General features: G+C 64.8%; 22 protein-coding genes and 1 pseudogene. 12 read left to right on the top strand and 11 right to left on the bottom strand.

What is annotated here, in order from left to right; genetic code table 11:
• Window positions 1-81: 81 nt before the first annotated feature.
• The 3 genes from ACTIEZ_RS12235 to ACTIEZ_RS12225 form a co-directional block, all read right to left on the bottom strand.
• Window positions 82-1,143: an AI-2E family transporter gene (locus tag ACTIEZ_RS12235; RefSeq protein ID WP_439546954.1), complete on the bottom strand. Its 1,062-nt coding sequence runs from the start codon at window positions 1,141-1,143 to the stop codon at window positions 82-84.
• 31 nt (window positions 1,144-1,174) lie between these two features.
• Entirely contained in the window at window positions 1,175-1,348 is a 174-nt protein-coding gene (locus ACTIEZ_RS12230) for a DUF1328 domain-containing protein (RefSeq protein WP_439546953.1), read from the bottom strand.
• A 481-nt stretch (window positions 1,349-1,829) separates the two neighbouring features.
• A complete protein-coding gene (locus tag ACTIEZ_RS12225; RefSeq protein WP_439546952.1) occupies window positions 1,830-2,336 on the bottom strand; it encodes a hypothetical protein in 507 nt (168 codons plus the stop codon).
• A gap of 99 nt (window positions 2,337-2,435) precedes the next feature.
• Between ACTIEZ_RS12225 and ACTIEZ_RS12220 the strand changes: the two genes are divergently transcribed.
• The 3 genes from ACTIEZ_RS12220 to ACTIEZ_RS12210 all read left to right on the top strand — a co-directional run bounded on the left by ACTIEZ_RS12220 (window position 2,436) and on the right by ACTIEZ_RS12210 (window position 6,445).
• Window positions 2,436-4,295 (top strand): NAD(P)-binding protein, encoded by a 1,860-nt coding sequence (locus tag ACTIEZ_RS12220; protein ID WP_439546951.1) that lies wholly within the window; start codon window positions 2,436-2,438, stop codon window positions 4,293-4,295.
• A gap of 235 nt (window positions 4,296-4,530) precedes the next feature.
• Window positions 4,531-5,721 (top strand): toxic anion resistance protein, encoded by a 1,191-nt coding sequence (locus tag ACTIEZ_RS12215; protein WP_439546950.1) that lies wholly within the window; start codon window positions 4,531-4,533, stop codon window positions 5,719-5,721.
• A 1-nt stretch (window position 5,722) separates the two neighbouring features.
• Entirely contained in the window at window positions 5,723-6,445 is a 723-nt protein-coding gene (locus ACTIEZ_RS12210) for a hypothetical protein (RefSeq protein WP_439546949.1), read from the top strand.
• Here the strand turns inward: ACTIEZ_RS12210 and dapE are convergent.
• The 3 genes from dapE to ACTIEZ_RS12195 are packed head-to-tail and all read right to left on the bottom strand — an operon-like array spanning window position 6,442 to window position 9,001.
• Window positions 6,442-7,581, bottom strand: a complete 1,140-nt coding sequence (gene dapE, locus ACTIEZ_RS12205; RefSeq protein ID WP_439546948.1) for a succinyl-diaminopimelate desuccinylase — start codon at window positions 7,579-7,581, stop codon at window positions 6,442-6,444. The two genes, ACTIEZ_RS12210 and dapE, sit on opposite strands and share 4 nt — an antisense overlap.
• Entirely contained in the window at window positions 7,578-8,330 is a 753-nt protein-coding gene (locus ACTIEZ_RS12200) for a DUF1499 domain-containing protein (RefSeq protein ID WP_439546947.1), read from the bottom strand. Before ACTIEZ_RS12200 ends, dapE begins: the two co-directional genes overlap by 4 nt.
• A complete protein-coding gene (locus ACTIEZ_RS12195) occupies window positions 8,330-9,001 on the bottom strand; it encodes a glutathione S-transferase (RefSeq protein ID WP_439546946.1) in 672 nt (223 codons plus the stop codon). Before ACTIEZ_RS12195 ends, ACTIEZ_RS12200 begins: the two co-directional genes overlap by 1 nt.
• A 101-nt stretch (window positions 9,002-9,102) precedes the next feature.
• Here ACTIEZ_RS12195 and aroQ point away from each other — a divergent pair, with 101 nt between their 5' ends.
• The 4 genes from aroQ to aat all read left to right on the top strand — a co-directional run bounded on the left by aroQ (window position 9,103) and on the right by aat (window position 12,204).
• A complete protein-coding gene (aroQ, locus tag ACTIEZ_RS12190) occupies window positions 9,103-9,561 on the top strand; it encodes a type II 3-dehydroquinate dehydratase (RefSeq protein WP_439546945.1) in 459 nt (152 codons plus the stop codon).
• Window positions 9,562-9,595: 34 nt separating this feature from the next.
• Window positions 9,596-10,096 carry an acetyl-CoA carboxylase biotin carboxyl carrier protein gene (gene accB, locus ACTIEZ_RS12185; RefSeq protein ID WP_439546944.1) on the top strand — a complete coding sequence of 167 codons (501 nt, stop codon included), beginning with the start codon at window positions 9,596-9,598 and terminating at the stop codon, window positions 10,094-10,096.
• Window positions 10,096-11,463, top strand: a complete 1,368-nt coding sequence (gene accC, locus ACTIEZ_RS12180) for an acetyl-CoA carboxylase biotin carboxylase subunit (protein WP_439546943.1) — start codon at window positions 10,096-10,098, stop codon at window positions 11,461-11,463. The genes accB and accC overlap by 1 nt, the downstream gene beginning before the upstream one ends.
• An 84-nt stretch (window positions 11,464-11,547) precedes the next feature.
• Window positions 11,548-12,204, top strand: coding sequence for a leucyl/phenylalanyl-tRNA--protein transferase (gene aat / locus ACTIEZ_RS12175; protein WP_439546963.1), 657 nt, complete (start codon window positions 11,548-11,550; stop codon window positions 12,202-12,204).
• Window positions 12,205-12,239: 35 nt separating this feature from the next.
• On the opposite strand, the pseudogene ACTIEZ_RS12170 reads toward aat, so the two are convergent.
• From ACTIEZ_RS12170 to ACTIEZ_RS12160, 3 genes and pseudogenes are all read right to left on the bottom strand, one after another.
• Window positions 12,240-12,566, bottom strand: a pseudogene (locus ACTIEZ_RS12170) (DUF2155 domain-containing protein); the annotation flags it as partial.
• A complete protein-coding gene (gene mlaD, locus ACTIEZ_RS12165) occupies window positions 12,550-13,053 on the bottom strand; it encodes an outer membrane lipid asymmetry maintenance protein MlaD (protein ID WP_439546942.1) in 504 nt (167 codons plus the stop codon). The gene mlaD and the pseudogene ACTIEZ_RS12170, both read right to left, overlap by 17 nt.
• 13 nt (window positions 13,054-13,066) lie before the next feature.
• Window positions 13,067-13,456, bottom strand: coding sequence for an NADH:ubiquinone oxidoreductase subunit NDUFA12 (locus ACTIEZ_RS12160; protein ID WP_439546941.1), 390 nt, complete (start codon window positions 13,454-13,456; stop codon window positions 13,067-13,069).
• Window positions 13,457-13,588: 132 nt separating this feature from the next.
• Between ACTIEZ_RS12160 and ACTIEZ_RS12155 the strand changes: the two genes are divergently transcribed.
• The gene (locus tag ACTIEZ_RS12155) at window positions 13,589-14,806 is read left to right on the top strand and encodes a TCR/Tet family MFS transporter (protein ID WP_439546940.1); all 1,218 of its coding nucleotides are present in this window, start codon (window positions 13,589-13,591) and stop codon (window positions 14,804-14,806) included.
• 2 nt (window positions 14,807-14,808) lie between these two features.
• Here the strand turns inward: ACTIEZ_RS12155 and ACTIEZ_RS12150 are convergent, their stop codons facing one another.
• Window positions 14,809-15,945, bottom strand: a complete 1,137-nt coding sequence (locus tag ACTIEZ_RS12150; protein ID WP_439546939.1) for a pyridoxal phosphate-dependent aminotransferase — start codon at window positions 15,943-15,945, stop codon at window positions 14,809-14,811.
• A 75-nt stretch (window positions 15,946-16,020) separates the two neighbouring features.
• Here ACTIEZ_RS12150 and modA point away from each other — a divergent pair, with 75 nt between their 5' ends.
• The 3 genes from modA to ACTIEZ_RS12135 are packed head-to-tail and all read left to right on the top strand — an operon-like array spanning window position 16,021 to window position 18,093.
• Window positions 16,021-16,752, top strand: coding sequence for a molybdate ABC transporter substrate-binding protein (modA, locus tag ACTIEZ_RS12145; protein WP_439546938.1), 732 nt, complete (start codon window positions 16,021-16,023; stop codon window positions 16,750-16,752).
• On the top strand, window positions 16,749-17,414 hold the full coding sequence (gene modB / locus ACTIEZ_RS12140) for a molybdate ABC transporter permease subunit (protein WP_439546937.1): 666 nt from the start codon (window positions 16,749-16,751) through the stop codon (window positions 17,412-17,414). The genes modA and modB overlap by 4 nt, the downstream gene beginning before the upstream one ends.
• Window positions 17,407-18,093 carry an ATP-binding cassette domain-containing protein gene (locus ACTIEZ_RS12135; protein ID WP_439546936.1) on the top strand — a complete coding sequence of 229 codons (687 nt, stop codon included), beginning with the start codon at window positions 17,407-17,409 and terminating at the stop codon, window positions 18,091-18,093. Before modB ends, ACTIEZ_RS12135 begins: the two co-directional genes overlap by 8 nt.
• Here ACTIEZ_RS12135 and ACTIEZ_RS12130 read toward each other — a convergent pair.
• A complete protein-coding gene (locus ACTIEZ_RS12130; RefSeq protein ID WP_439546935.1) occupies window positions 18,090-18,521 on the bottom strand; it encodes a YqaA family protein in 432 nt (143 codons plus the stop codon). The two genes, ACTIEZ_RS12135 and ACTIEZ_RS12130, sit on opposite strands and share 4 nt — an antisense overlap.
• Window positions 18,522-18,713: 192 nt before the next feature.
• On the opposite strand from ACTIEZ_RS12130, the gene ACTIEZ_RS12125 reads away from it, so the two are divergent.
• Complete coding sequence (locus ACTIEZ_RS12125) at window positions 18,714-20,222, top strand: lipopolysaccharide biosynthesis protein (RefSeq protein WP_439546934.1); 1,509 nt, start codon at window positions 18,714-18,716, stop codon at window positions 20,220-20,222.
• Window positions 20,223-20,247: the final 25 nt, after the last annotated feature.

Below are 20,247 nucleotides of genomic sequence, written 5' to 3'. Positions count from 1 at the left end.
GGCTCTTTGCGTCGGGACATATGGAGTCTCCTCTTTACCCATTATGCCCGCCCGCACACGAAAATCCTGACAGTCCCTGAATCAGTCCCGACCGACGACCTTGATGTCCTTGCCGAGCAGGCTTTTCACATAGAGGCGCTGCACCAGCACAAAGACCACCACGGTCAGCGGCGCCGCCAGCAGCACGCCGATGAAGCCGAACAGCGTCCCAGCCGCCACGATCGCGAACAGCAGTACGGCGGGCGGCACATTCACCGCCCGTTCCTGGATCATCGGTTGCAACAGATTGCCCTGCAATTGTTGGATCAGCAGGAACAGGCCAACTGTCCAGCCAGCCGCCGCTGGTGAAACCGTGAACGCCAGCAGCACCGCCGGAATACCGGCAATAATCGGTCCCACCATCGGAATCACATCGAGCAGCCCGGCGACCAGCGCAAGCCCGCCCGCCGCCGGCACGCCGATCAGCGCCAGCCCGACCCAGGTGAGCAGGGCCACGAACAGCGACGATACGGCCTGCCCAACCATCCAGCCGCGCAGGCCACGTGACGCGTCATCCAGCGCAGCGGCGGCGGTCTCTTCACCGCGGCGCGGCACCAGCAACAGCAATCCGCGCCGGTACAGCGCCGGATCGCTGGCGATGAAGATCGCACCGACGAGCAGCAGCACCACGTTTGTCGCGGCGTTGCCGACCGTGAGCACATAGCTGCCGGCTTGGGACAGATACTGGCCGATATCCGCGGTGGCGCTCTCCAGCAGGCGGCGGGCCGGGCTGCCCAGCCCGACCTGATCCAGCGCCCACTGCAATTGCTGCAGTGCTGGCGGGATGCTGGCGCGGATGGTGGCAAATTCGTCTGCCAGTTGGGCGCCAAACAGCCCGAATACGCCGATGAACAGCGCAAGCACGGCGACGACACACAAGGCGAGGGCAATGCCGCGCTTCATGCCGGTGGTACGACACAGCCGGTCGGTCATGGCGCTGAACATTGCCGCCAGTACCAGTGCCGCAAACACCAGCAACAGGACGTCGATCAGCGACACCAGCAGCCAGGCCACGCCGATGATGGCGATGGCAATCACGACAATGGCCGCCACTGTTCCGATGTGGCGGCCAAGGTCGGCCGTGCGGCCGCGTCGTTCGTTCATGGCGCCTCGCGAGGTAGCAGCGGATCGAGGTTCAGGACACCTTCTTGTAGATGGTGAAGCCGAGCACTGCGAAGATGACCGCGATGATGACGGCAACCCAGAACAGGAATTTGGCTGCGCCCCAGGCGAAACCGGCCAGCCCACCGAAACCCAACACGCCGAACACGAGCGCGGCAAGTGCAAAAAACAGGGCAGCTTTCAGCATGATCGGTTACTTTCGCTGTTGGTTGTGGCCGAGACCATTGCCCCACTTACGTCTGATGGCGCGATTGGTTCCCGTGATCAGCCAATGCCTTGCCGGATAATCGCGATTGGCTTCGAGCAGGTTCAATGACAGCCCGCGGAAACATTGCGCGCTGCTGGCAACCGGCCCAGCAGAATGGACCAGTTCCAGCCGCGCGAGCGGCGTTTAGGGAAAGATGCGGTACAATTGCCAGCCGACGGCAACTGCGCGGTCCACCGCCGGCCAGCACCGGTGCCACCAGAATTTGCAGGGGCGGGAAATCCCGGACGCGGATCCACTACGCGATTGATTCAACGATGCTGAAGCCGGTCCCAACGGTCAGAACAGCCGCGAGCAGCCGGTTGGAAAGGATGATGATCGACATGGTCCAGCAGCCACAACCATGGCGACGGCGTGACGTTCCCGTACGTTACGTGCACCGCCTGCGCGGGGCTTCAACCGATTATCGGCGCACCCATTTCAGATCATATTCGGTGATCCAGGTGGTGCCGCCATCCTCCGTGCCGACCGACAATTCGCGAATGGTACCGTCCGGGTTTTTCGACAGCGTCCAGTGGCGCAGGCGCGTCTTGCCGTTCGGCATCGGTCGTTCGGTGATATAGCGCATCTCGCCTGGCTTGATCAGGCTGCCGCGAAAGCTGGTGGTGGCGCCGGTATCGGTGGCCCAATAATAGCCCCAGTTCTTCAGCAGCGGCGAGTAACTGAACACGCCGATGCCATTGCCGTCGTCGCGGCCCTTGTAGACCGTCCAGCGCTCTTCGATCACGCAGTCGTTGAGGATCAGCTTCATGGAGACTTCGGCGGTCTTGGTGGCGCCGGTGTAGACATCCCATTCGCCGACGGTGAAGTCTTGTTGGCGATAATTGGCGTCGGTGCGGCAGGTGTTTGCGGGCTGGGCTGCAGCCGGCAGTGCGAACAGCAGAGCGAGGGGGATTGCACGACACAGCATGGAGCGTATCCTTCGATCTTCTGACGTCCATGGCTAGCGCGTGTTTGGCGTATTGTCCTGGGCGCACCCGCTGGCAGGCTGGCACGTCTGGGGGACAGGATGGCGGACTGGTCGGATCGCGAACTGGGCATGGGGCAGCCGATTGCCCGTCGGGATTTTCTCGGTGGCGTCGCAGTAGCTGTGGCCGCCAGCGGATTGAGCAGCCGGGCGGCGGCGCAGGCGCTGGACTATCCGCCGTTGAAAACCGGCTTGCGTGGGCAATATCCGGGTAGTTTTGAAATGGCGCATATGGCCCGCGATGGTGATTTCGCAGGCGAACTGCCGGCGGACGACAGCGGCGAACATTATGATCTGGTGATCGTGGGCGGCGGCCTGTCTGGGCTATCGGCGGCGTGGTTCCACCGGCAGGCGCTGGGCACGGGGCAGAAGATCTTGATCCTCGATAATCACGATGATTTCGGTGGGCACGCCAAGCGCAACGAGTTCGTCCATCAGGGCCGCACCATCCTGGCCTATGGCGGCACGATGAGCATAGAATCGCCGTTTCCGTACAGCTTCACGTCGAAACGGATGCTGGCGGAACTGGGCGTCGATCTGGCCGACTATGCGCGGTTTGGGACGAACGCCTATGCCGGGCTGGGCAATGCCACGTTCTTTGACCGGCAGCATTTCCTGGCCGATAGGTTGGTGACGGGCACTGGCAAGAAGCCCTGGCCGCAGTTTTTTGCAGAAGCGCCGCTGTCGGGCGCGGTGAGGGCCGATCTGACCCGGCTGCATATCGAAAGGCAGGATTATCTGCCGGGCCTTACGCCCGATGAAAAGGCTGCGGCGCTGAAGGCGATCAGCTATAAGGATTTTCTGCTGAAACATGCACGGATGTTGCCGGAAAGCCTGCCCTATTTCACCGGCCAGGGTCATCGCAACAACAAGCGGGTGGACACGGTGCCGGCCTGGGAAGTGGCGATCGGCGGGCGCGCGCCAGTGTTTGCCGGCATGACGCTGCCAGGGCAGATCCATGCCGAGGCGCAGCATTTCCATTGGCCGGATGGCAATGCATCGGTGGCGCGGTTGCTGGTGTCGGCACTGGTGCCGGGGGTGTTTGGCGGCAAGATCGATCAGGAAAGCGTGGTTCTGGCCAAGGCCAATTACATGGCGCTGGACAATCCGGCCAATGCCGTGCGCATCCGGCTGAACAGCATGGTGATCCGCGCCGAACATATCGGCAAGGTGACGCGCAGCACCGAGAAAGCGGTGCGCGTGGTCTATGTAAAGGACGGCAAGCGGGTGGGCGTGACGGCGGCCAATGTAATCATGGCCTGCTTCAACAATATCATCCCCTATATCGTGCCCGGCCTGCCGGACGCGCAAAAGGCGGCGCTGCACTACCCATCCAAGGTGCCGATGCAATATACCAACGTGCTGCTGAAGGATTGGCGGGCATGGGCTGCGCTGGGCACGCGCGCCATTCATGCGCCGAACGGCTATCACACCACCACCGCGCTGGATGTGCCGATGCGGATCGGTGGCTACAGTAGCGCGCAAGTACCAGATGAGCCGGTGGTGCTGCACATGGTGCGCAACCCCAACAGCCCCGGCCTGCCGCGGAAGGAACAGAACCGCATCGGCCGCGCTGACATGCTGAACACCGATTACACCACGATCGAGCGCGAAATCCGGGGGCAGTTGCAGCGCATGCTGGGCGCTGCTGGGTTCGAGGCGGCGCGCGATATTGCCGGCATCACCGTCAACCGCTGGCCGCATGGCTATGCCTATACCTATGACACGCTGAGTGATCCGGATGTGCCGGATGAACAGCGGCCGCATATCCTGGGCCGGCAGAGCTTTGGTCGCATCGCGATTGCCAATGCCGATGCAGCGGCGTCGGCGTTCACCAACACCGCCATCGATATGGCCGACCGGGCGGTGCAGGAATGCCTGGTCAGCCGGGGGTTGATTTAGCAGGCGGTTTTGGTCGTGCTCCCGGTCTGCCCGTCCTTACAGATGGTAGATTGGCCCTGAGTTTGCTTCGGATGGCCCATTGGCTCCATGAATGCTGACACAAGTTCAGCATGACTCTTGTATCGGGCTGGCTCACTAATTGCCGCTTCCCTCTTGCAAATGCGTGTCGCAATCCTAACACAGGTGGCAGGCCTTGATGCCGTCGAATGGCAGACGCGGCAGGAGTGAGATGAGCATGTCGGATGAAGTTGCGATCAAGCTGGAAGCCCCCGTTGCGGTGAGCGCCATTGCGCCTACCAAAGCCGCCGGCCTGGTGCCGCTGAAGGACCAGGAGCGGGCGCAACTGGACGCCAAGGTCGACAGCTTCATCGATGAACTAGTGTCCACCGACGCCGCCAGCCCGGAATTCGGCAAGAAGGTGGACGCGCTGGCCAATCTGGGCGCTACCGAGATTGCGCGCGCGGCGGCGCAGTCCAACCGTTTTCTGGATCGGCCGACGCGGGCGATCAACAAGGAGACGGGCATTGGCGCCGATCTGGTGCAGTTGCGCAAGATCGTCGAGGATCTCGATCCCGGCAAATCCGGCAAGCTGACCGGGCGCAAGAAACTCTTTGGCCTGATCCCGCTGGGCGGCGGCAATGCGCTGCGCAGCTATTTCGACAGCTACAAGAGCGCGCAGGGCAATATCAACGCCATTTTGGGCGCGTTGAAGAGCGGCAAGGACGAGCTGCTGAAGGACAATATCGCCGTCGAGGACGAGCGCGCCAAATTGTGGGACGCGATGGGCAAGCTGGAGCAGATGGTCCACATGTCCAAGGTGCTGGATAGCCGGCTGGAGGAAAAGGCCGCCGAACTGGACGTGAGCGACCCGGCCAAGGCCAAGGCGCTGCGCGAAAGCGCGCTGTTCTATGTACGGCAGCGCACGCAGGATCTGCTGACGCAGCTTGCGGTATCGGTGCAGGGCTATCTGGCGCTCGATCTGGTGAAAAAGAACAATGTCGAGCTGATGAAGGGTGTTGACCGTGCCAGCACCACCACGGTGAGCGCGCTGCGTACCGCGGTAACGGTGGCCGAGGCGATGACCAACCAGAAACTGGTGCTGGAACAGATCACATCGCTGAATGCCACCACGGCCGGCATCATCGACAGCACTGGCGAACTGTTGAAGAACAACACCGCCAGCATCCACGAACAGGCATCGAGCAGCACCATCCCGGTGGAAACGCTGCAGCGCGCGTTCCAGAATGTCTATCAGACAATGGATGCCATCGACACGTTCAAGCTGAAGTCGCTGGAGGCGATGAAGACCACGGTCGATACGCTCAGCATCGAGGTGGAGAAGAGCCGCGCCTATGTGGCGCGCGCGCAGGGCCAGGCCGAAGCCCAGAACGCTGGCCCGCAAAGCAGCCTGACCGCCTTGAGTTGAGATGGCGAGCGGACCACCCAAGGACTTGCTCGGCACCGAGGCCGATGCGCGCCGGCGCCGGCTGGCGCGCGCCGAAGCCCAGCAGATGGCGCGCAACCGCCGTTGGGAAAAGCGCAAGGCCAATATGGGCAAGCGGGTGACGCGCGGCATGCTGACGTTCTTCGCGGCGTTGGCGGCGTTCATTGTCTATGGCTGGATGGCAGGGGGCGCCGGGATCGGGCTGTTTTTGCTGGCCCTGCTGCTGGTGCCGATCGCTGGCATCGCCGGCATGCTGTTGCCCATTGGTGGCCCAGATGTGGACCGCATCGACCGGGCGACGCCAGCGGAATTGCCCGGCATCACTGAGGCATTTCTCGACAAGCAGCGCCGGCAATTGCCGCGGCTGGCGGCGCCGCAACTGGATGGCATTGCGGTGCAATTGGCCGCGCTGGAAACCCAGTTGGCCCGGGTGCCTGCCGATCATCCGGTGGCGCAGGACATCGGCCGGCTGCTGGGCAATCATTTGCCGGAACTGGTTGATCGCTACACCCGCATTCCGCCGATCCAGCGCGCCAATCTGGTCGAGCATGATGGGCGCACGCCGGAAGCCACGGTGGTCGATGGCCTGAAGACGGTGGAGGCCGAACTGGCGCGCGCTTCGGCGCAGCTAGCCGAATCGGATCGCGATGGTCTGCGGGTGCAGGGCAAGTTCCTGGAAGCGCGTTACGGTGAGGGGCGGGGCTAGGCCAGCGCCTGCCCCAGCACGGCTTCATAAATCGCTGCCAGCCCCTCCACATCAGCCATGGCGGCATGTTCATCCACCTTGTGCATGCTTTGGCCTGGCAGGCCGAATTCGACGACGGGGCAGAGACGGCGGATAAAGCGGGCGTCGCTGGTGCCGCCGGTGGTGGAAAGGTCTGGCGATTGCCCGGTCACGGCCTGGATGGCGCTGGCGACCAGGCTGGAAAGCGGGCCTGGTTCAGTCAGAAAGGCTTCGCCTGAGATGGCGATGTCGACATGGGCCGAGGCAGCATGGGCAGCGACGGTGGCGCGAATCCAGTCAGATAGCGCGGCGCCGTTATGCTCGTTGTTGAAGCGGATGTTCAACCGGGCGCGGGCCTGGGCCGGGATCAGGTTGGTCGCCGGGTTGCCCACATTAATGTCGGTGATTTCCAGATTGGACGGCTGAAACCATGCATTGCCTTCGTCCAGCAGGCGCGCCTTCAGATCGGCGAGGATTGCGACCAACGGCGTGATCGGATTGGCGGCGCGGTGCGGATAGGCGACATGGCCCTGCGCGCCATTCACCGTGATCCAGGCGTTCAGGCTGCCGCGCCGGCCGATCTTCATCATGTCGCCGAGCTTGGCCTGCGATGTCGGTTCGCCGACCAGGCACATATCGGGCACCAGATTATTGGCCTCCAGCCAATCGAGCATCGGCGCGGTGCCGAAGGTGGCGGGGCCTTCTTCATCGCCGGTGATGATCAGGCTGATGCGGCCCACCAAAGGCCCCTTGGCCAGGTGGCGGGCGCAGGCGGCCACCATCGCAGCCAGCGCGCCCTTCATATCCGCGGCGCCGCGGCCGACAATGAAGCCATCCTTGATATCGCCGGCGAACGGGTCCTCGCTCCAGCCGGCAAGATCACCGGCCGGCACCACGTCGCTGTGGCCGGCGAAGGCGAAATGCGGTCCTGGATTGCCGGACATTGTGGCGAACAAATTTTCGACCGGGCCATCGGGCGGGTGGCCGAAGGGCAGACGGGTGCAGGTGAAGCCGAGGCCGGTCAGCGCCGCTTCCAGCACGTCAAGCGCGCCTTCATCGGCGGGCGTGACGCTGGGGCAGCGGATCAGGGCCTGGGTGAGCGCAATCGGATCGGTCATGTCCCCGCTTTGCGCATCAACACCGCCAGTCGGTCAAGATAGGCGGCGATGCGCCGCGCGTTGGCGCCGAAATCGCCTTCGCCGACACGGGATTTGGAGCGCACGTCGATCCTGGCACCGGCCGGGGCTGCGGTCACACGGATCACCACATCGTCGCGATAGCCCCACCAGCCGCTACGCTCCACTGCCTCGATGCGGCCGGCGGTGCGATTGGCGGTGATGATCTGCCAATCCTTGTTGCACGCCGCCAGCGCCAGTTCGAACGCTTGATCAGGCGGCACCGGCAGATCAAGCGGCCGGATTTCGGGATAGGCGCGCGCCTGTTGCGGCGCAAAGGCCGGGTTGTAGCCAATCGGGTTGACATCCTCTCCGCGTACGCTGGCATCGATGGCCACGAACGCTGGCGGATTGCCGGTGTCGGTGCTGATATCATTGATCGGCGGCTTGTCGCCGCCGGCCACGATCAGCGACACCAGCACGGCGAGCGCTGCAAAGCCCACGGCCGCCGCGACCACGGTGATGGTGCCGCCGCGCCGACGCAGCAACTGCACGAGGCACCAGATGGCGCCAATGCCAGCCAGGACCGCACCCATGGCGAACAGGCCGAGCGCCGGCAGCCAGCCCAGCACTTCAAAGCGGTGCAACGGCCCGGCCAGCAACACCAGCAGCGCGGCGCCCAGCGTGGCGCGGGCGATGTTTGCGGACGATTTGGCGGGGGGAGTGGGCTTGCCAGCCGCAGCGGTGGTCATCAGCGGCGCACTCCACCGGGGATTGGGTATCTTGTGAACGGATAATCCTCGGCCATCGCCTCGTCACGCCATTCGACCATGAACGGATGCGCCAGCACATGATCGATATAGGTCCGCACCGTTGCGCTGACCGGCAGGTGATAGGTCTCGATGCGGGTGCAGGTCGGTGCGAACATGATGTCGGCAGCGCCAAAACGGCCGAACAACCACGGCTCACCGGTTTCCGCGCCAAAGCGGCTGAGCGCTTCCTCCCACAGTACCTCCAATCGGCGGACATCGGCCCTCACGTCGGCCGGGGCGACGAAATCCGGGAAATGATATTGCAGGTTCATCGGACAATGGCTGCGCAACGGAGCAAAGCCGCTGTGCATTTCGGCGCACATCGCATAGGCCAGCGCACGGGCCTTGGGCTCACGCGGCCAGAAACGGTCGTGCCCGGCCTTGTCGGCCAGATACATTATGATGGCCAGCGAATCCCATACTGCTTCGCCATGGTCCCACAGCACTGGCACCTTGCCCGATGGCATGTCGGTTTTGGCCTCACCCGAAATCCATTCGGGCGAGTCCATCACCCGCAATTCGGTCACGAATGGCAGCAGCGACTGCCGGGCGGCAAGCCAGCCGCGCATGGACCAACTGCTGTAGGTGCGGTTGCCGATGATGATCTTCATTGATGTGGCCTGTCGGTTGTGACGGCAGACCATTGCGCAATCGGGCAGGGTGGGCAACCCGCTGGCTTGCACGTGGCCGGCCGCCGTGCTGTGTGTGGGTCATGCCTGACCAACCGCCCGAACCTTGCCTTGTGATGGTGCTGAACGGCCCCAACCTCAACTTGCTTGGGCTTCGTGAGCCGCACATCTATGGCCACATGACCCTTGATGACATCGCCGCCAGCCTGGAAGAGCAGGCACAGCGGCTGGGGATCGAGGTGGATATTCGCCAGTCCAATCACGAAGGCCATCTGGTGGACTGGTTGCAGGAGGCTGGCGCGCGCGGCGCTTTGGCGGTGCTGCTGAATGCCGGCGCGCTCACCCACACGTCGATTGCCATTCATGATGCCATCAAGGGAATCACGGTGCCGGTGATCGAAGTGCATCTGTCCAATCCGCACGCGCGCGAAGAATTCCGCCACGTCAGCTTCGTGGCGCGGGCCGCAAAGGGCAGCATTTCCGGCTTTGGCGCGCAGTCCTATGCGCTGGCGCTGGACGCGGCGGCGGCTTTGCGGCAATGAACTTTGGGTTTTTGGGGCAACAGACGGGATTATCATGCCTGAAGATAAAGGAATCGTTGTCGACACCGGCCTGGTGCGCGAACTGGCCGAGCTGCTCGATGCCAACAACCTGACCGAAATCGAAGTGCAGGATGGCGAGCGGGTAATCCGCGTGGTTCGCGCTGCTGCGCCTGTTACCATGACGGCGGCTGCGCCCAACTACGCACCGGCACCGCCGGCCGGCGGCTGGCCGGCGCCGCCGCAGGCGGCTGCGGCACCTGCTGCTCCGGCATCTTCAGCGGGTGATGATCTGCGCAATCATCCCGGCGTGGTGAAATCGCCGATCGTTGGCACGGCCTATCTGACGCCGGAACCCGGCGCGTCGGCTTTCGTGGCCGAAGGCGCCACCGTGAAGGTGGGCGACACGCTGCTGATCATCGAAGCCATGAAGGTGATGAACCCGATTCTGGCGCCACGTGCTGGCACCGTGCGATCGATCATGGTGAAATCGGAACAGCCGGTGGAATATGACCAGCCACTGCTGATCATCGAGTGATGTCGGTGTTCAAGAAGGTTTTGATCGCCAATCGCGGCGAAATCGCGCTGCGCGTACACCGTGCCTGCCGGGAAATGGGCATTCGCACCGTGGCCGTGCACAGCACCGCCGATGCCGATGCCATGCACGTGCGGCTTGCTGATGAAGCTATCTGCATCGGGCCGCCGTCGGCGACCGACAGCTATCTGAACATCCCGGCGATCATTTCGGCAGCCGAGATTGCGCAAGCCGATGCCATTCATCCGGGCTACGGTTTCCTCAGCGAAAACGCGCGTTTTGCCGAGATCGTGCAGGAACATCGCATCACCTGGATCGGCCCGGACCCGGAACATATCCGCAAGATGGGCGACAAGGTGGAGGCCAAGCGCACGGCTGCGATGCTGGGCCTGCCGCTGGTGCCGGGCAGCGATGGCCCGATCAATACGATGGAAGAGGCCTTGGCGGTGGCCGAAACCATCGGTTACCCGGTGCTGGTGAAAGCCGCATCGGGCGGTGGCGGCCGCGGCATGAAGGTGATCCCCGACGCCGCCAGCCTGCCGGGCCTGATTTCCCAAGCGAAATCCGAGGCCAAGGCGGCCTTCGGCGACGACACCGTCTATATCGAGAAGTATCTTTCGGAACCGCGCCATATCGAATTCCAGATTTTTGGCGATGGCCACGGCGGCGCCATCCATCTGGGCGAACGCGATTGTTCGCTGCAGCGCCGCCACCAGAAGGTGCTGGAAGAAGCGCCATCGCCCGCTTTGAGCGCAGCCGAACGTGCGCGCATGGGCGAAGTCGTGCGGCAAGCGATTTCCAAGCTGAAATATCGCGGCGCCGGCACCATCGAATTCCTGTGGGAGAATGGTGAGTTCTTCTTCATCGAAATGAACACCCGCCTGCAGGTCGAGCATCCCGTCACCGAAGCCATCACCGGCATGGACCTGGTCCGCGAACAGATCCGCGTTGCGTCGGGCCTGCCGCTGTCGGTAACCCAGGACGAGATAAGGTTCGAAGGCCATGCCATCGAGTGTCGAATCAACGCCGAAGACCCGGCGACGTTCGCGCCGTCGCCCGGCCGTGTGACCGATTTCCATCAGCCCGGTGGCCTGCATGTGCGGGTCGATTCTGCGCTTTACGATGGGTATCGCATCCCGCCATATTATGATTCGCTCATCGCCAAGCTGATCGTTTACGGCGCGACGCGTGACGAATGCCTGATGCGGTTGCGGCGGGCGCTGGAGGAATTCGTCATCCACGGGCCGAAGACGACCATCCCGCTGCACCAGGCGTTGATCGAGGATGCGGATTTCCGCTCAGGTGACTATTCGATCAAGTGGCTGGAGCGCTGGCTGGCAGCGAAGGCTGCGGCTGCGGCCGACGGCTGATCATATTCGATCTGGCGCTGGCGGCGTGACCGGAGCAGACTGTTCGTTGTGAGCCGGCCGATCGCCAACCGCCTCGATCCCGACATGCTGCTGCGCGCCTATGCCAGCGGCGTGTTCCCGATGGCCGAGCGCGCCGATTCCCCCGAGGTGTTCTGGGTGGAGCCGCGCCGGCGCGGGGTGCTGCCACTGGATGGTTTCCATCTGCCACGCAGCCTCGCCAAGACGCTGAAACAGCAGAATTTCCGTTTCACCGTCGATCATGCCTTTGCCGATGTACTCGCAGCCTGTGCGCAGCCGGCGCCGGGGCGCAGCGAGACATGGATCAACCCGTTGATTGCCGAAGCCTATCTGGCCCTGTACGCCCGCGGCGATGCGCATTCGGTGGAGGCGTGGACCCCCGAAGGCGCGTTGGCTGGGGGGCTCTATGGCGTGCGGCTGGGCGCGGCGTTTTTCGGCGAATCAATGTTCACCCATGTGCGCGATGCCAGCAAATGCTGTTTGGCCGCACTGGTGGCGCGGCTGCGGCTGGGCGGGTTCCGGTTGCTCGACACGCAGTTTCTGACCAGCCATCTCGCCGGATTCGGCGCCATCGAGATCACGGCGCGCGATTATCGCACTCAATTGGCGGCAGCGGTTTCCGGTTCGGCGGATTTCTTTGCTGGTGATGACTTGGGCGCTGGAGAAGTCGGTTTCGGGCCATCCGGGAAGCGCATCGTGCAGCTTTTGAGCCAGACGTCGTAACGCGGATGCTCCATCACGTTCAGGCTCGGCGTTTCGGCATAGAGCCAGCCTGAAAACACGCGGCGCCCCGGCTGGCCGCGCAATTGTTCATTCACCTGCAGAAAGGCGCCTGACAATGTGGGCGATTCCCAGGGCGGGGTGGTTTCGCAGGTGCGGGCGATGATGCGGATCCCGGCGAAATCCACATATTGATTGGGCTTAAGGGTGAAGAACTGCGTCTTGCCGGTGCGTTTGGCGAGCGCACCGATGACCAGCACGCGTTCATTGACGGGGGTTGCGGTGGGTGGGGCGACCGGGGTTGGCTGGGCGGCGGCTGGACTGGCGCAGATTGCTGCCAACAGCAGATTATTGCGCAGGCGCATCGCTGTTGCCTTCCGCAGCCGGTGGCGCATCCCCGCCCGAACGGTTCACCACGCTGCCGATAAGGCCCAGCAGATCGGGGGCGCCGGATGTTTCGATGATTTCCTCGCCATCCTTCAGCATCGCGCTGTCGCCGCCCGGCGTCAGCGCGATGTAATTGCCGCCGAGCAGACCTTCGGAGCTGATGGCGGCCGACGAATCGATCGGCAAATTGAGGCCGCGATCAACATTGAGCCGGATCACCGCTTGATAGCTGACGGGATCCAGCTCCAGCGCCGCCACCTTCCCGACTCTGACGCCGGCGACCTTCACATCGGTGCCAAGCGTGACGCCGCCGATGTTCGGAAAGCGCGCCAGCAGGGTGACGCCATCCTGGCCGCCACCCGCGCCGGTGCGCACGAAGGCAAAGCCGACGAAGCCGACCGCCAGCACGACGACGACGAAGCCGATGATGGCTTCGATCAGATTGTCTTTGAGGGTGCTGGCCATGGCTGCGGCGCCATCAGGCGTCCGGGGTCCAAGCGCGATAGTCGCCCGTGCTTGCGGCGCGCTGACCGCCAGCGATCAATGCGCCCTTGGGGCGGTGCGCCAGCTTGGTGCCGGTGGCGTTCGGCGTCCAGCCGCGTTCCCAACTGCGCGACACCATCGGTTTGGCGGTAGGCGGATCGTTCACTGTGCGGTGCATCCACAGATACCAATCTGGCGGGATGCGGCTGGCTTCTGGTTCGCCATTGTAGATCACCCATCGCCGCTCGGTTTTGCCTTCGCCCTTACGGTAATAGATATTGCCTTGTTCATCACGGCCAACCTCGACGCCGTGGCGCGCAGTGAAGATGCGCGTCGTGAGGCCGGGGCCATTCCACCAGGTGAAGAGCATTGAAAGCACGGACACAGGCTAATTCCTTCGCCCGAAACCCAAGCATATTTTGCCGCACCGGCGCAACCCCGGCGACGTTCGGATAGGCGGGGGCGACAAAAGCCGCTAACCCATCGCCATGGATCGACCCTTGCGCATTGCCGCCGCGTGAACCGCGCGCTGGCCTTCATCTTTGTGACCGTGCTGATCGATGCGATCGGCTTTGGCATCGTGATCCCGGTGTTTCCGGAGCTCATCATGAAGCTGACTGGCCGCGGTTTGGGCAGCGCCGCGCAAGTGTCGGGCTGGATCGCGTTTCTTTATGCCAGTGTACAGTTCGTGATGGGACCGGTGATCGGCGGCCTGTCGGACCGATTCGGCCGGCGCCCGGTGCTGTTGGCCAGCCTGGCCGCGTTCAGCCTGGATTATCTGGTGATGGCGTATGCGCCCACCTTGTCGTGGCTGGTGGCGGCGCGGGTAGTGGCCGGCATTACTGGTGCGTCCTTCCCCACGGCCTATGCCTATATCGCCGATGTTTCCGCGCCGGAAAAGCGCGCTGCGAATTTTGGCCTGATCGGCATGGCGTTCGGCTTCGGTTTCATCATCGGGCCGGCGCTGGGCGGGATCGTGGCCAAATATGGGTCTGAAGTGCCGTTCCTGCTGTCGGCGGCGCTGGCGGCAGGGAATTTCATCTATGGCTATTTTGTGCTGCCGGAATCGCTGCCGCCGGCGCGCCGGCGGCCGTTCGAATGGCGGCGGGCCAATCCGGTTGGCGCGCTGATCTGGTTGAAATCGGCGCACCCGGTGGTGCTGATGCTGGCCGCCACCGTGCTGGTGTGGACGATTTCCTACCAGTCGCTCTATTCGATCTGGTCCTATCACGGCCAGCTTCGCTATGGCTGGACGCCCGAACAGGTGGGCTGGAGCCTGGCCGCCGTCGGCGTGTCCGGCGCGCTGGTGCAGGGCGTGCTCAGCCGGCGGTTGATCCCGCGCTTTGGCCAGCGGCGCATCATCATCTTCGGGCTGATCTCGGCGGTCGCGGGCTACACAACCTATGCGATGGCCGATGCCGGCTGGATGGTTTACCTCGGCATTGCGGTGTCCTGCTGCCAGGGGCTGGTATTCCCGTGCCTGCAGGGCCTGATGTCGGCGGAAATGGGGCCATCGGAACAGGGTGAACTGCAAGGCGCGGTGGCGTCGATCCAGAGCCTGTCGGCGATCGTGGGGCCGCCGTTGATGACCAACACGTTCGGCTGGTTTTCGGGCGGCGGCGCGCCGGTCTATGCGCCGGGGGCACCGTTCGTGCTGTCGTTATTCTTCGTGGGCTTGACGGCGATCCTGTTTTTCCGCGCCCATGTCGGGCGGCGGGTGGTCGCGGCGGAATAGCCTTACAGGCGCGCCTGGAACCACGGCGTGATGCGGGCCAGGGCTTCTTCGACCAGCGGCGTGGAGACCGCAAAGCTGAAACGCAGGAAGCGGTGGCCATCGACCGGATCGAAATCATAACCCGGCGCCGTCGCCACACCGGTATCGCGCAGCAATTGTTCGGCCAGCGCCATCGCATCGTTGGTCAGGTGGCCGACATCGGCCCAAATGTAGAAGGCACCATCGGGCGGGGCGATCCTGGTCAGGCCCATGGCCGGCAGGGCGGCCAGCATCAGCGCGCGGTTGGCAGCATAGCGCGCGACATGGGTTTCCAGTTCGGGCGCGCAGTCCATCGCCACCAGCCCGGCATGTTGGGACAAATAGGGTGCGGTGAGGAACAGGCTGCCCATGCGGGCCCGCGCCGCGCCAACCAGATCGTCCGGCGCCACCAGCCAGCCCAACCGCCAGCCGACCATGCTGAAATATTTGGAGAAGCCATTCACCACCAGCGCATCGGGCGCAAATTCCAGCGCGCTCGCCACCGGGCCGACGAAGGACAGGCCGCGGTAGATTTCATCCGACACGATGCGGATGCCGCGTTCGCTGCAGACCGTGGCGATGGCGGCGAGCTCATCTGCGGGGATGATGGTGCCGGTGGGGTTGGCCGGGCTGGCGATGATCACGCCAGCCGGCGCCGGATCGAGCGCGGCAAGGTGCGCGGCGGTGATCTGATAGCGGCTGTCTGGCCCGCAGGCGATTTCGTGGGGCGTCATGCCCAGCGCGCGAACATTGTTGCGATAGGCGACATAGCCGGGGCGGGCCATGGCGATGACATCGCCGGGCCGGAAGGCGGAGCTGAGCGCGAGCACGAGGGCCGGCGAGGCACCGCAGGTGAGGACGATGCGTTCGGGCGCCACCGAAACACCGTGGCGGTCGGCATAAAGCTGCGCGATGCGGGCCTTCAACGGCTCCGATTCCCAATAGCTGCCGGGATCGGTGGCCAGCACATGTTGGGCGCGGGCGATGGCGGCGGCGGGGGCGCCAGTGGAAGGCTGGCCGAACTCCATGTGGATGATGCTGCGACCCTCGGCTTCCAGTTGGCGGGCGAGGCGCGACAGGGCGATGGCGTGGAAGGGTTCGACAGGATCGGGGCGCTGCATGGCGCGGCCTTAGCCGGTTTGAGTGCGGGTTGCACCCGCGTTGCACAGGGTGCCTGGCGCTGGCATGACGGCGCGATGATGCTGCGCTGGCTGCTTTTGGTGATGATGCTCTGGCCGCTGGCGGGCCAGGCGACCACTGTGGCAGCCGCAGCTGATCTGCGTGCCACGCTGCCGGCGCTGGCGACGGCGCACGAAGCCGCCACCGGGCAACGCATTACCATGGTGTTCGGATCATCGGGCAAGCTGGCGCAGCAGGCGATGAACGGCGCGCCGTTCGATCTGCTGCTGCTGGCAGATAGCACGACGGCGCAGCGGGTTGTGAAGGCGGTGCCGGGCGCCCGCGCGCGGCCCTATGCGCTGGCGCGGCTGGCGCTCGTGGTGCGGCCAGGCGTGGGTTTGCGAGATTTGGCGGATTTGCGGACGGCTCTGGCGAGCGGCCGTGTGCGCCACCTGGCCATCGCCAATCCGGCGCACGCGCCTTACGGCATAGCGGCAGAGGGAGTGCTGGCCAGCCTGGGTGCCGGTTCGGCCGCGCGTTCGAAATTGGTGCTGGGGGATAATGTCGCGCAGGCGCTGGCCTTTGTGACCAGTGGTGCGGCCGATGCCGGGCTGGTGGCGCTGCCGCTGGCGAAGCTGGCGGGTGGCAAGCTGATTGTGGTGCCGGTGCCGCCGACACTGCATGCGCCGCTGGTGCAAAATCTGGTGCTGATGCCGCGTGCTGATGCATTGGCGCGCGATTTCGCGGCCCGCCTCACCGGACCGCAGGGCCGCGCGGCGCTGGCGGCGGCCGGTTTCGGGCTACCATGATCGAGGCCGATTGGGCGGCGCTAAGGCTGTCGCTGGCGCTGGCAGGGGCAACCGTCGCGTTGCTGCTGCCAATTGCGGTGCTGCTTGGGCATTGGCTGGCTACCACGAGCTGGCGCGGCAAGCCTTTGCTGGAGGCGCTAATCTTGCTGCCGCTGTTGTTGCCGCCAACGGTCGTCGGGCTGGCGTTGCTCATCGGCATGGGCCCGGAGACGCCGATCGGCCAGGCGTGGGCGGCGCTGACCAGTGGCCGGCTGGTGTTCAGCTTTGCCGGCATCCTGGTGGCATCAGTTCTGGTCAATCTGCCGCTGGCCGTGCAGCCGGCGGTGCAGGCGTTTCGCGGCGTCGGCGATGAACTGCGCAGCGCCGCCGCGAGCTGTGGCCTGTCGCCCTTCCGAGCGTTTGCAGGCGTGGAACTGCCGCTGGCCTGGCCGGGGCTGGCGACCGGCGCGGTGCTGGTGTTCGCGCACACGCTGGGCGAATTTGGCGTGGTGCTGATGGTGGGCGGGGCGATTCCGGGCGAGACGGCGACGCTAAGTCTGGCGATTTATGATCGGGTGCAAGCGTTCGACATGGCCGGCGCGGCGCGGCTGGCGTTGCTGCTGGCCGGAGTGAGCCTGACGGCGGTGCTGATGTTGTTCCTGCTGGGGCGGAAACGTGGCTGAGGGGCTGTCCGCCACGCTCACGCAGGCCGGGCCGCTGGCGGTGGACGCGGCGCTGCAGGTACCGCCGGGGCAGACGCTTGCGCTGGTCGGGCCATCAGGGGCGGGCAAGACGACCTTGCTGAAGGCGATTGCCGGGCTGGTGCCGGCGCAGGGCCGGGTGGCGGTGGATAATGAGACCTGGCTGGATGACCGGCGCAGCGTGCCGGCGTGGCGGCGGCGGGTGGGGCTGGTGTTGCAAGGTGGCGGGCTGTTTCCGCATCTGGATGGCTTGCGCAATGTGATGATCGCGCAAGCGCGGCGCGATGAAGATGCCGCGCGAGCCTTGCTGGCGGCGGTGCAACTGGAGGGCGCTGTGTTGCAGCGGCGGCCGCAGCAGCTTTCCGGTGGGGAGCAGATGCGGGTGGCGCTGGCCCGCGCACTGGCGCGCGATCCGGCGGTGTTGCTGCTTGATGAGCCATTTGCCGCCGTCGATCGCCCGGTGCGGCGCGCGCTGGTGGCGCTGGTGGCGCGGCTGCGCAGCGTGAGCGCGGCGCCGATGATCATCGTTACTCATGATCTGGATGATGCAGCGGGCATCGCCGATGCGGCGGCGTTCATGGTGGCTGGGCGGGTGGTGGAGCAGGGGCCGGATGTACTTGCCAATCCGGCGAGCCAGCTCAATCGCTGGCTGAATGGCTAGGCCATGGCGGCAGCCAGCACGGCATAGCGCCCACCCTTGCCCAAGCTGACGAGCAGGGCGAACAGCCAGAATTGTGTGCGGGCGGCGCCGGCGATGACAGTGAAGCCATCACCGATGATCGGCACCCAACTGAACAGCAAGGTCCACACGCCATGGCGGTTGAACAGCCGGGCGGCGCGCTGCCAGCCTGCATCGGTCAGCGGAAACCAGCGCCGGTGCCGAAATCGCTCCGCCGAACGGCCCACCCAATAGTTGAGCACGGCGCCGAGCACATTGCCGGCGGTCGCCACCGCCACCAGCAGCCATACCGGCTGGCCAGCGGTGCGAATCAGCGCAGCCAGCACCAATTCCGATTGCGCCGGCAGGATCGATCCGGCCAGCACGGCACTGGCGAACAGCGCGCCCAAAACAGCCAGATCGGCGATCATCACCGGCCGTTTAGCACGCACAAACCGCAACGATAATGGATGATCGCCCGGTTGCCGCTGTTGGGGGCGTCGGCTAGGGACGCGAGACATGAGCACAACGACGACGCGCGCAGCAGGCCGACACGATCGCCGGCCCAAACCGACGGCCTGCGGCTGGCGCTGCGGCCCCGGCGCCGACGTGGTGCAGCGCCGATGAGCAAGCGTCCCGGCGGTCCGGCGGGCGGGCTTGGCCGTCACGCCATTCCGGGCGTCGTTACCCAGATATTGTCGCGCAGCGCGCGTGCGCTGGTCGGCCTGGGCACCGTGGTGGTGCTGTCCCGCTATCTGGCGCCGAGCGAATTCGGGCTGTTCGCGCTGATTTTCTTCTTCGTCAGCTTTGCCCAGATCCTGGGAGACAGCGGCATCCGCGCCGCGCTCGTGGTTCGCCAACAGCCGAGCGTGCTGGAGGAAGACAGTATTTTCTGGCTGTCGGTGGCGCTGGGGCTGGTGCTGACGCTGGCCACCATTGCCTTTTCCGAGCCGCTGGCACGATTGTTCAACGAACCCAATCTCGCCAGCCCGCTGCGCCAATCGGCCTGGGTGTTCCTGCTCAACAGCTTCCGCGGCGTGCCGCTGTCACAGCTCGAGCGTGGATTTCAGTTCAACAAGATTGCCTTGGCAGAAATCACCGCGGCAGTTGTGGGGGCTGTCGTGGCCATCGCGCTGGCGTTGGCGGGTGAAGGCGTGCTGGCGCTGGTGGCGCAGCAACTGGCGATGGCGGCGGTGCCCAGCCTGATGAACCTGCGGGCCGCGCGCTATGTGCCTGGCCTGCAGTTCAGCTTTGCTGCCGTGCGGCCGCTGCTGGGCCTGGGCGGGTCGCTGACGCTGGCCGGCATGGTGCAGTTTCTGGCTGGCAACATCGATCGGCCGATCGTGGGCGCACGATTGTCGGCGGCTGATCTGGGGGTGCTGGCGGTGGCGCAGCAGGTGGTCGGCACGCCACTGCGCATGATCGTTGCCAACGTCCGCCGTGTCACCTTTCCGATCCTGGCCAGCATCCAGACCGAGAACAGCCGCATCCTGGCCGCGCACATGAGTTCGCTGCACGCGGTGATGCTGGTGCTGGGGCCAGTATGCTTCGGGCTGTCGGCGGTGTCGGCACCGGCCACACGGGTGCTGCTGGGGCCGCAGTGGATCGGGGCGGGTGATGTGGTCGCCATTGCCTCGATCACAGCGCTGATGACCAGCATGGGCGAGCTGAACCAGGCGGTTTTCGCGTCGAAGGGCCGGGCCGGCTACATGCTCAGGTGGAGCATCGGGGCGTTGATCACCAATTCGCTGCTGCTCTGGCTGCTGGTGCCCTATGGCTTGATGGCAATCGTGCTGGGGCGCCTGGCCTATGTGATCGCGGCCCTGCCGCTAGGGGCCTATTTTCTGTCGCGCGAACTGGAATGCCGGGTGCGCGACCTGTTGCTGTGTTTTTGGCGGCCGTTGCTGGCTTCGTTCCTGATGGGTGCCGCGGTGCTGGCAGTCGACCGGCTGTGGCTGGCAGAGCTAGCTTCCGAACTGGTGCGGCTGCTGGTGCTGGTGCCGGTTGGCGGCGTGATATTCGCGGCGGCGATCTGGCTGGTTGATCGCACGATGGTGCGCACGCTGGTGGCACGGGTGCGGGCCGTGCGCAGCAAGGCCGGACCGAAACCGGCTGCTGCCGGCGGGGAATGATTGGCAACCACGGGCGGTTTGTGCT

The organism is Sandarakinorhabdus sp., from assembly GCF_051860625.1.
GTDB lineage: Bacteria > Pseudomonadota > Alphaproteobacteria > Sphingomonadales > Sphingomonadaceae > Sandarakinorhabdus.
This window is presented reverse-complemented; position numbering and strand designations above follow the sequence as displayed.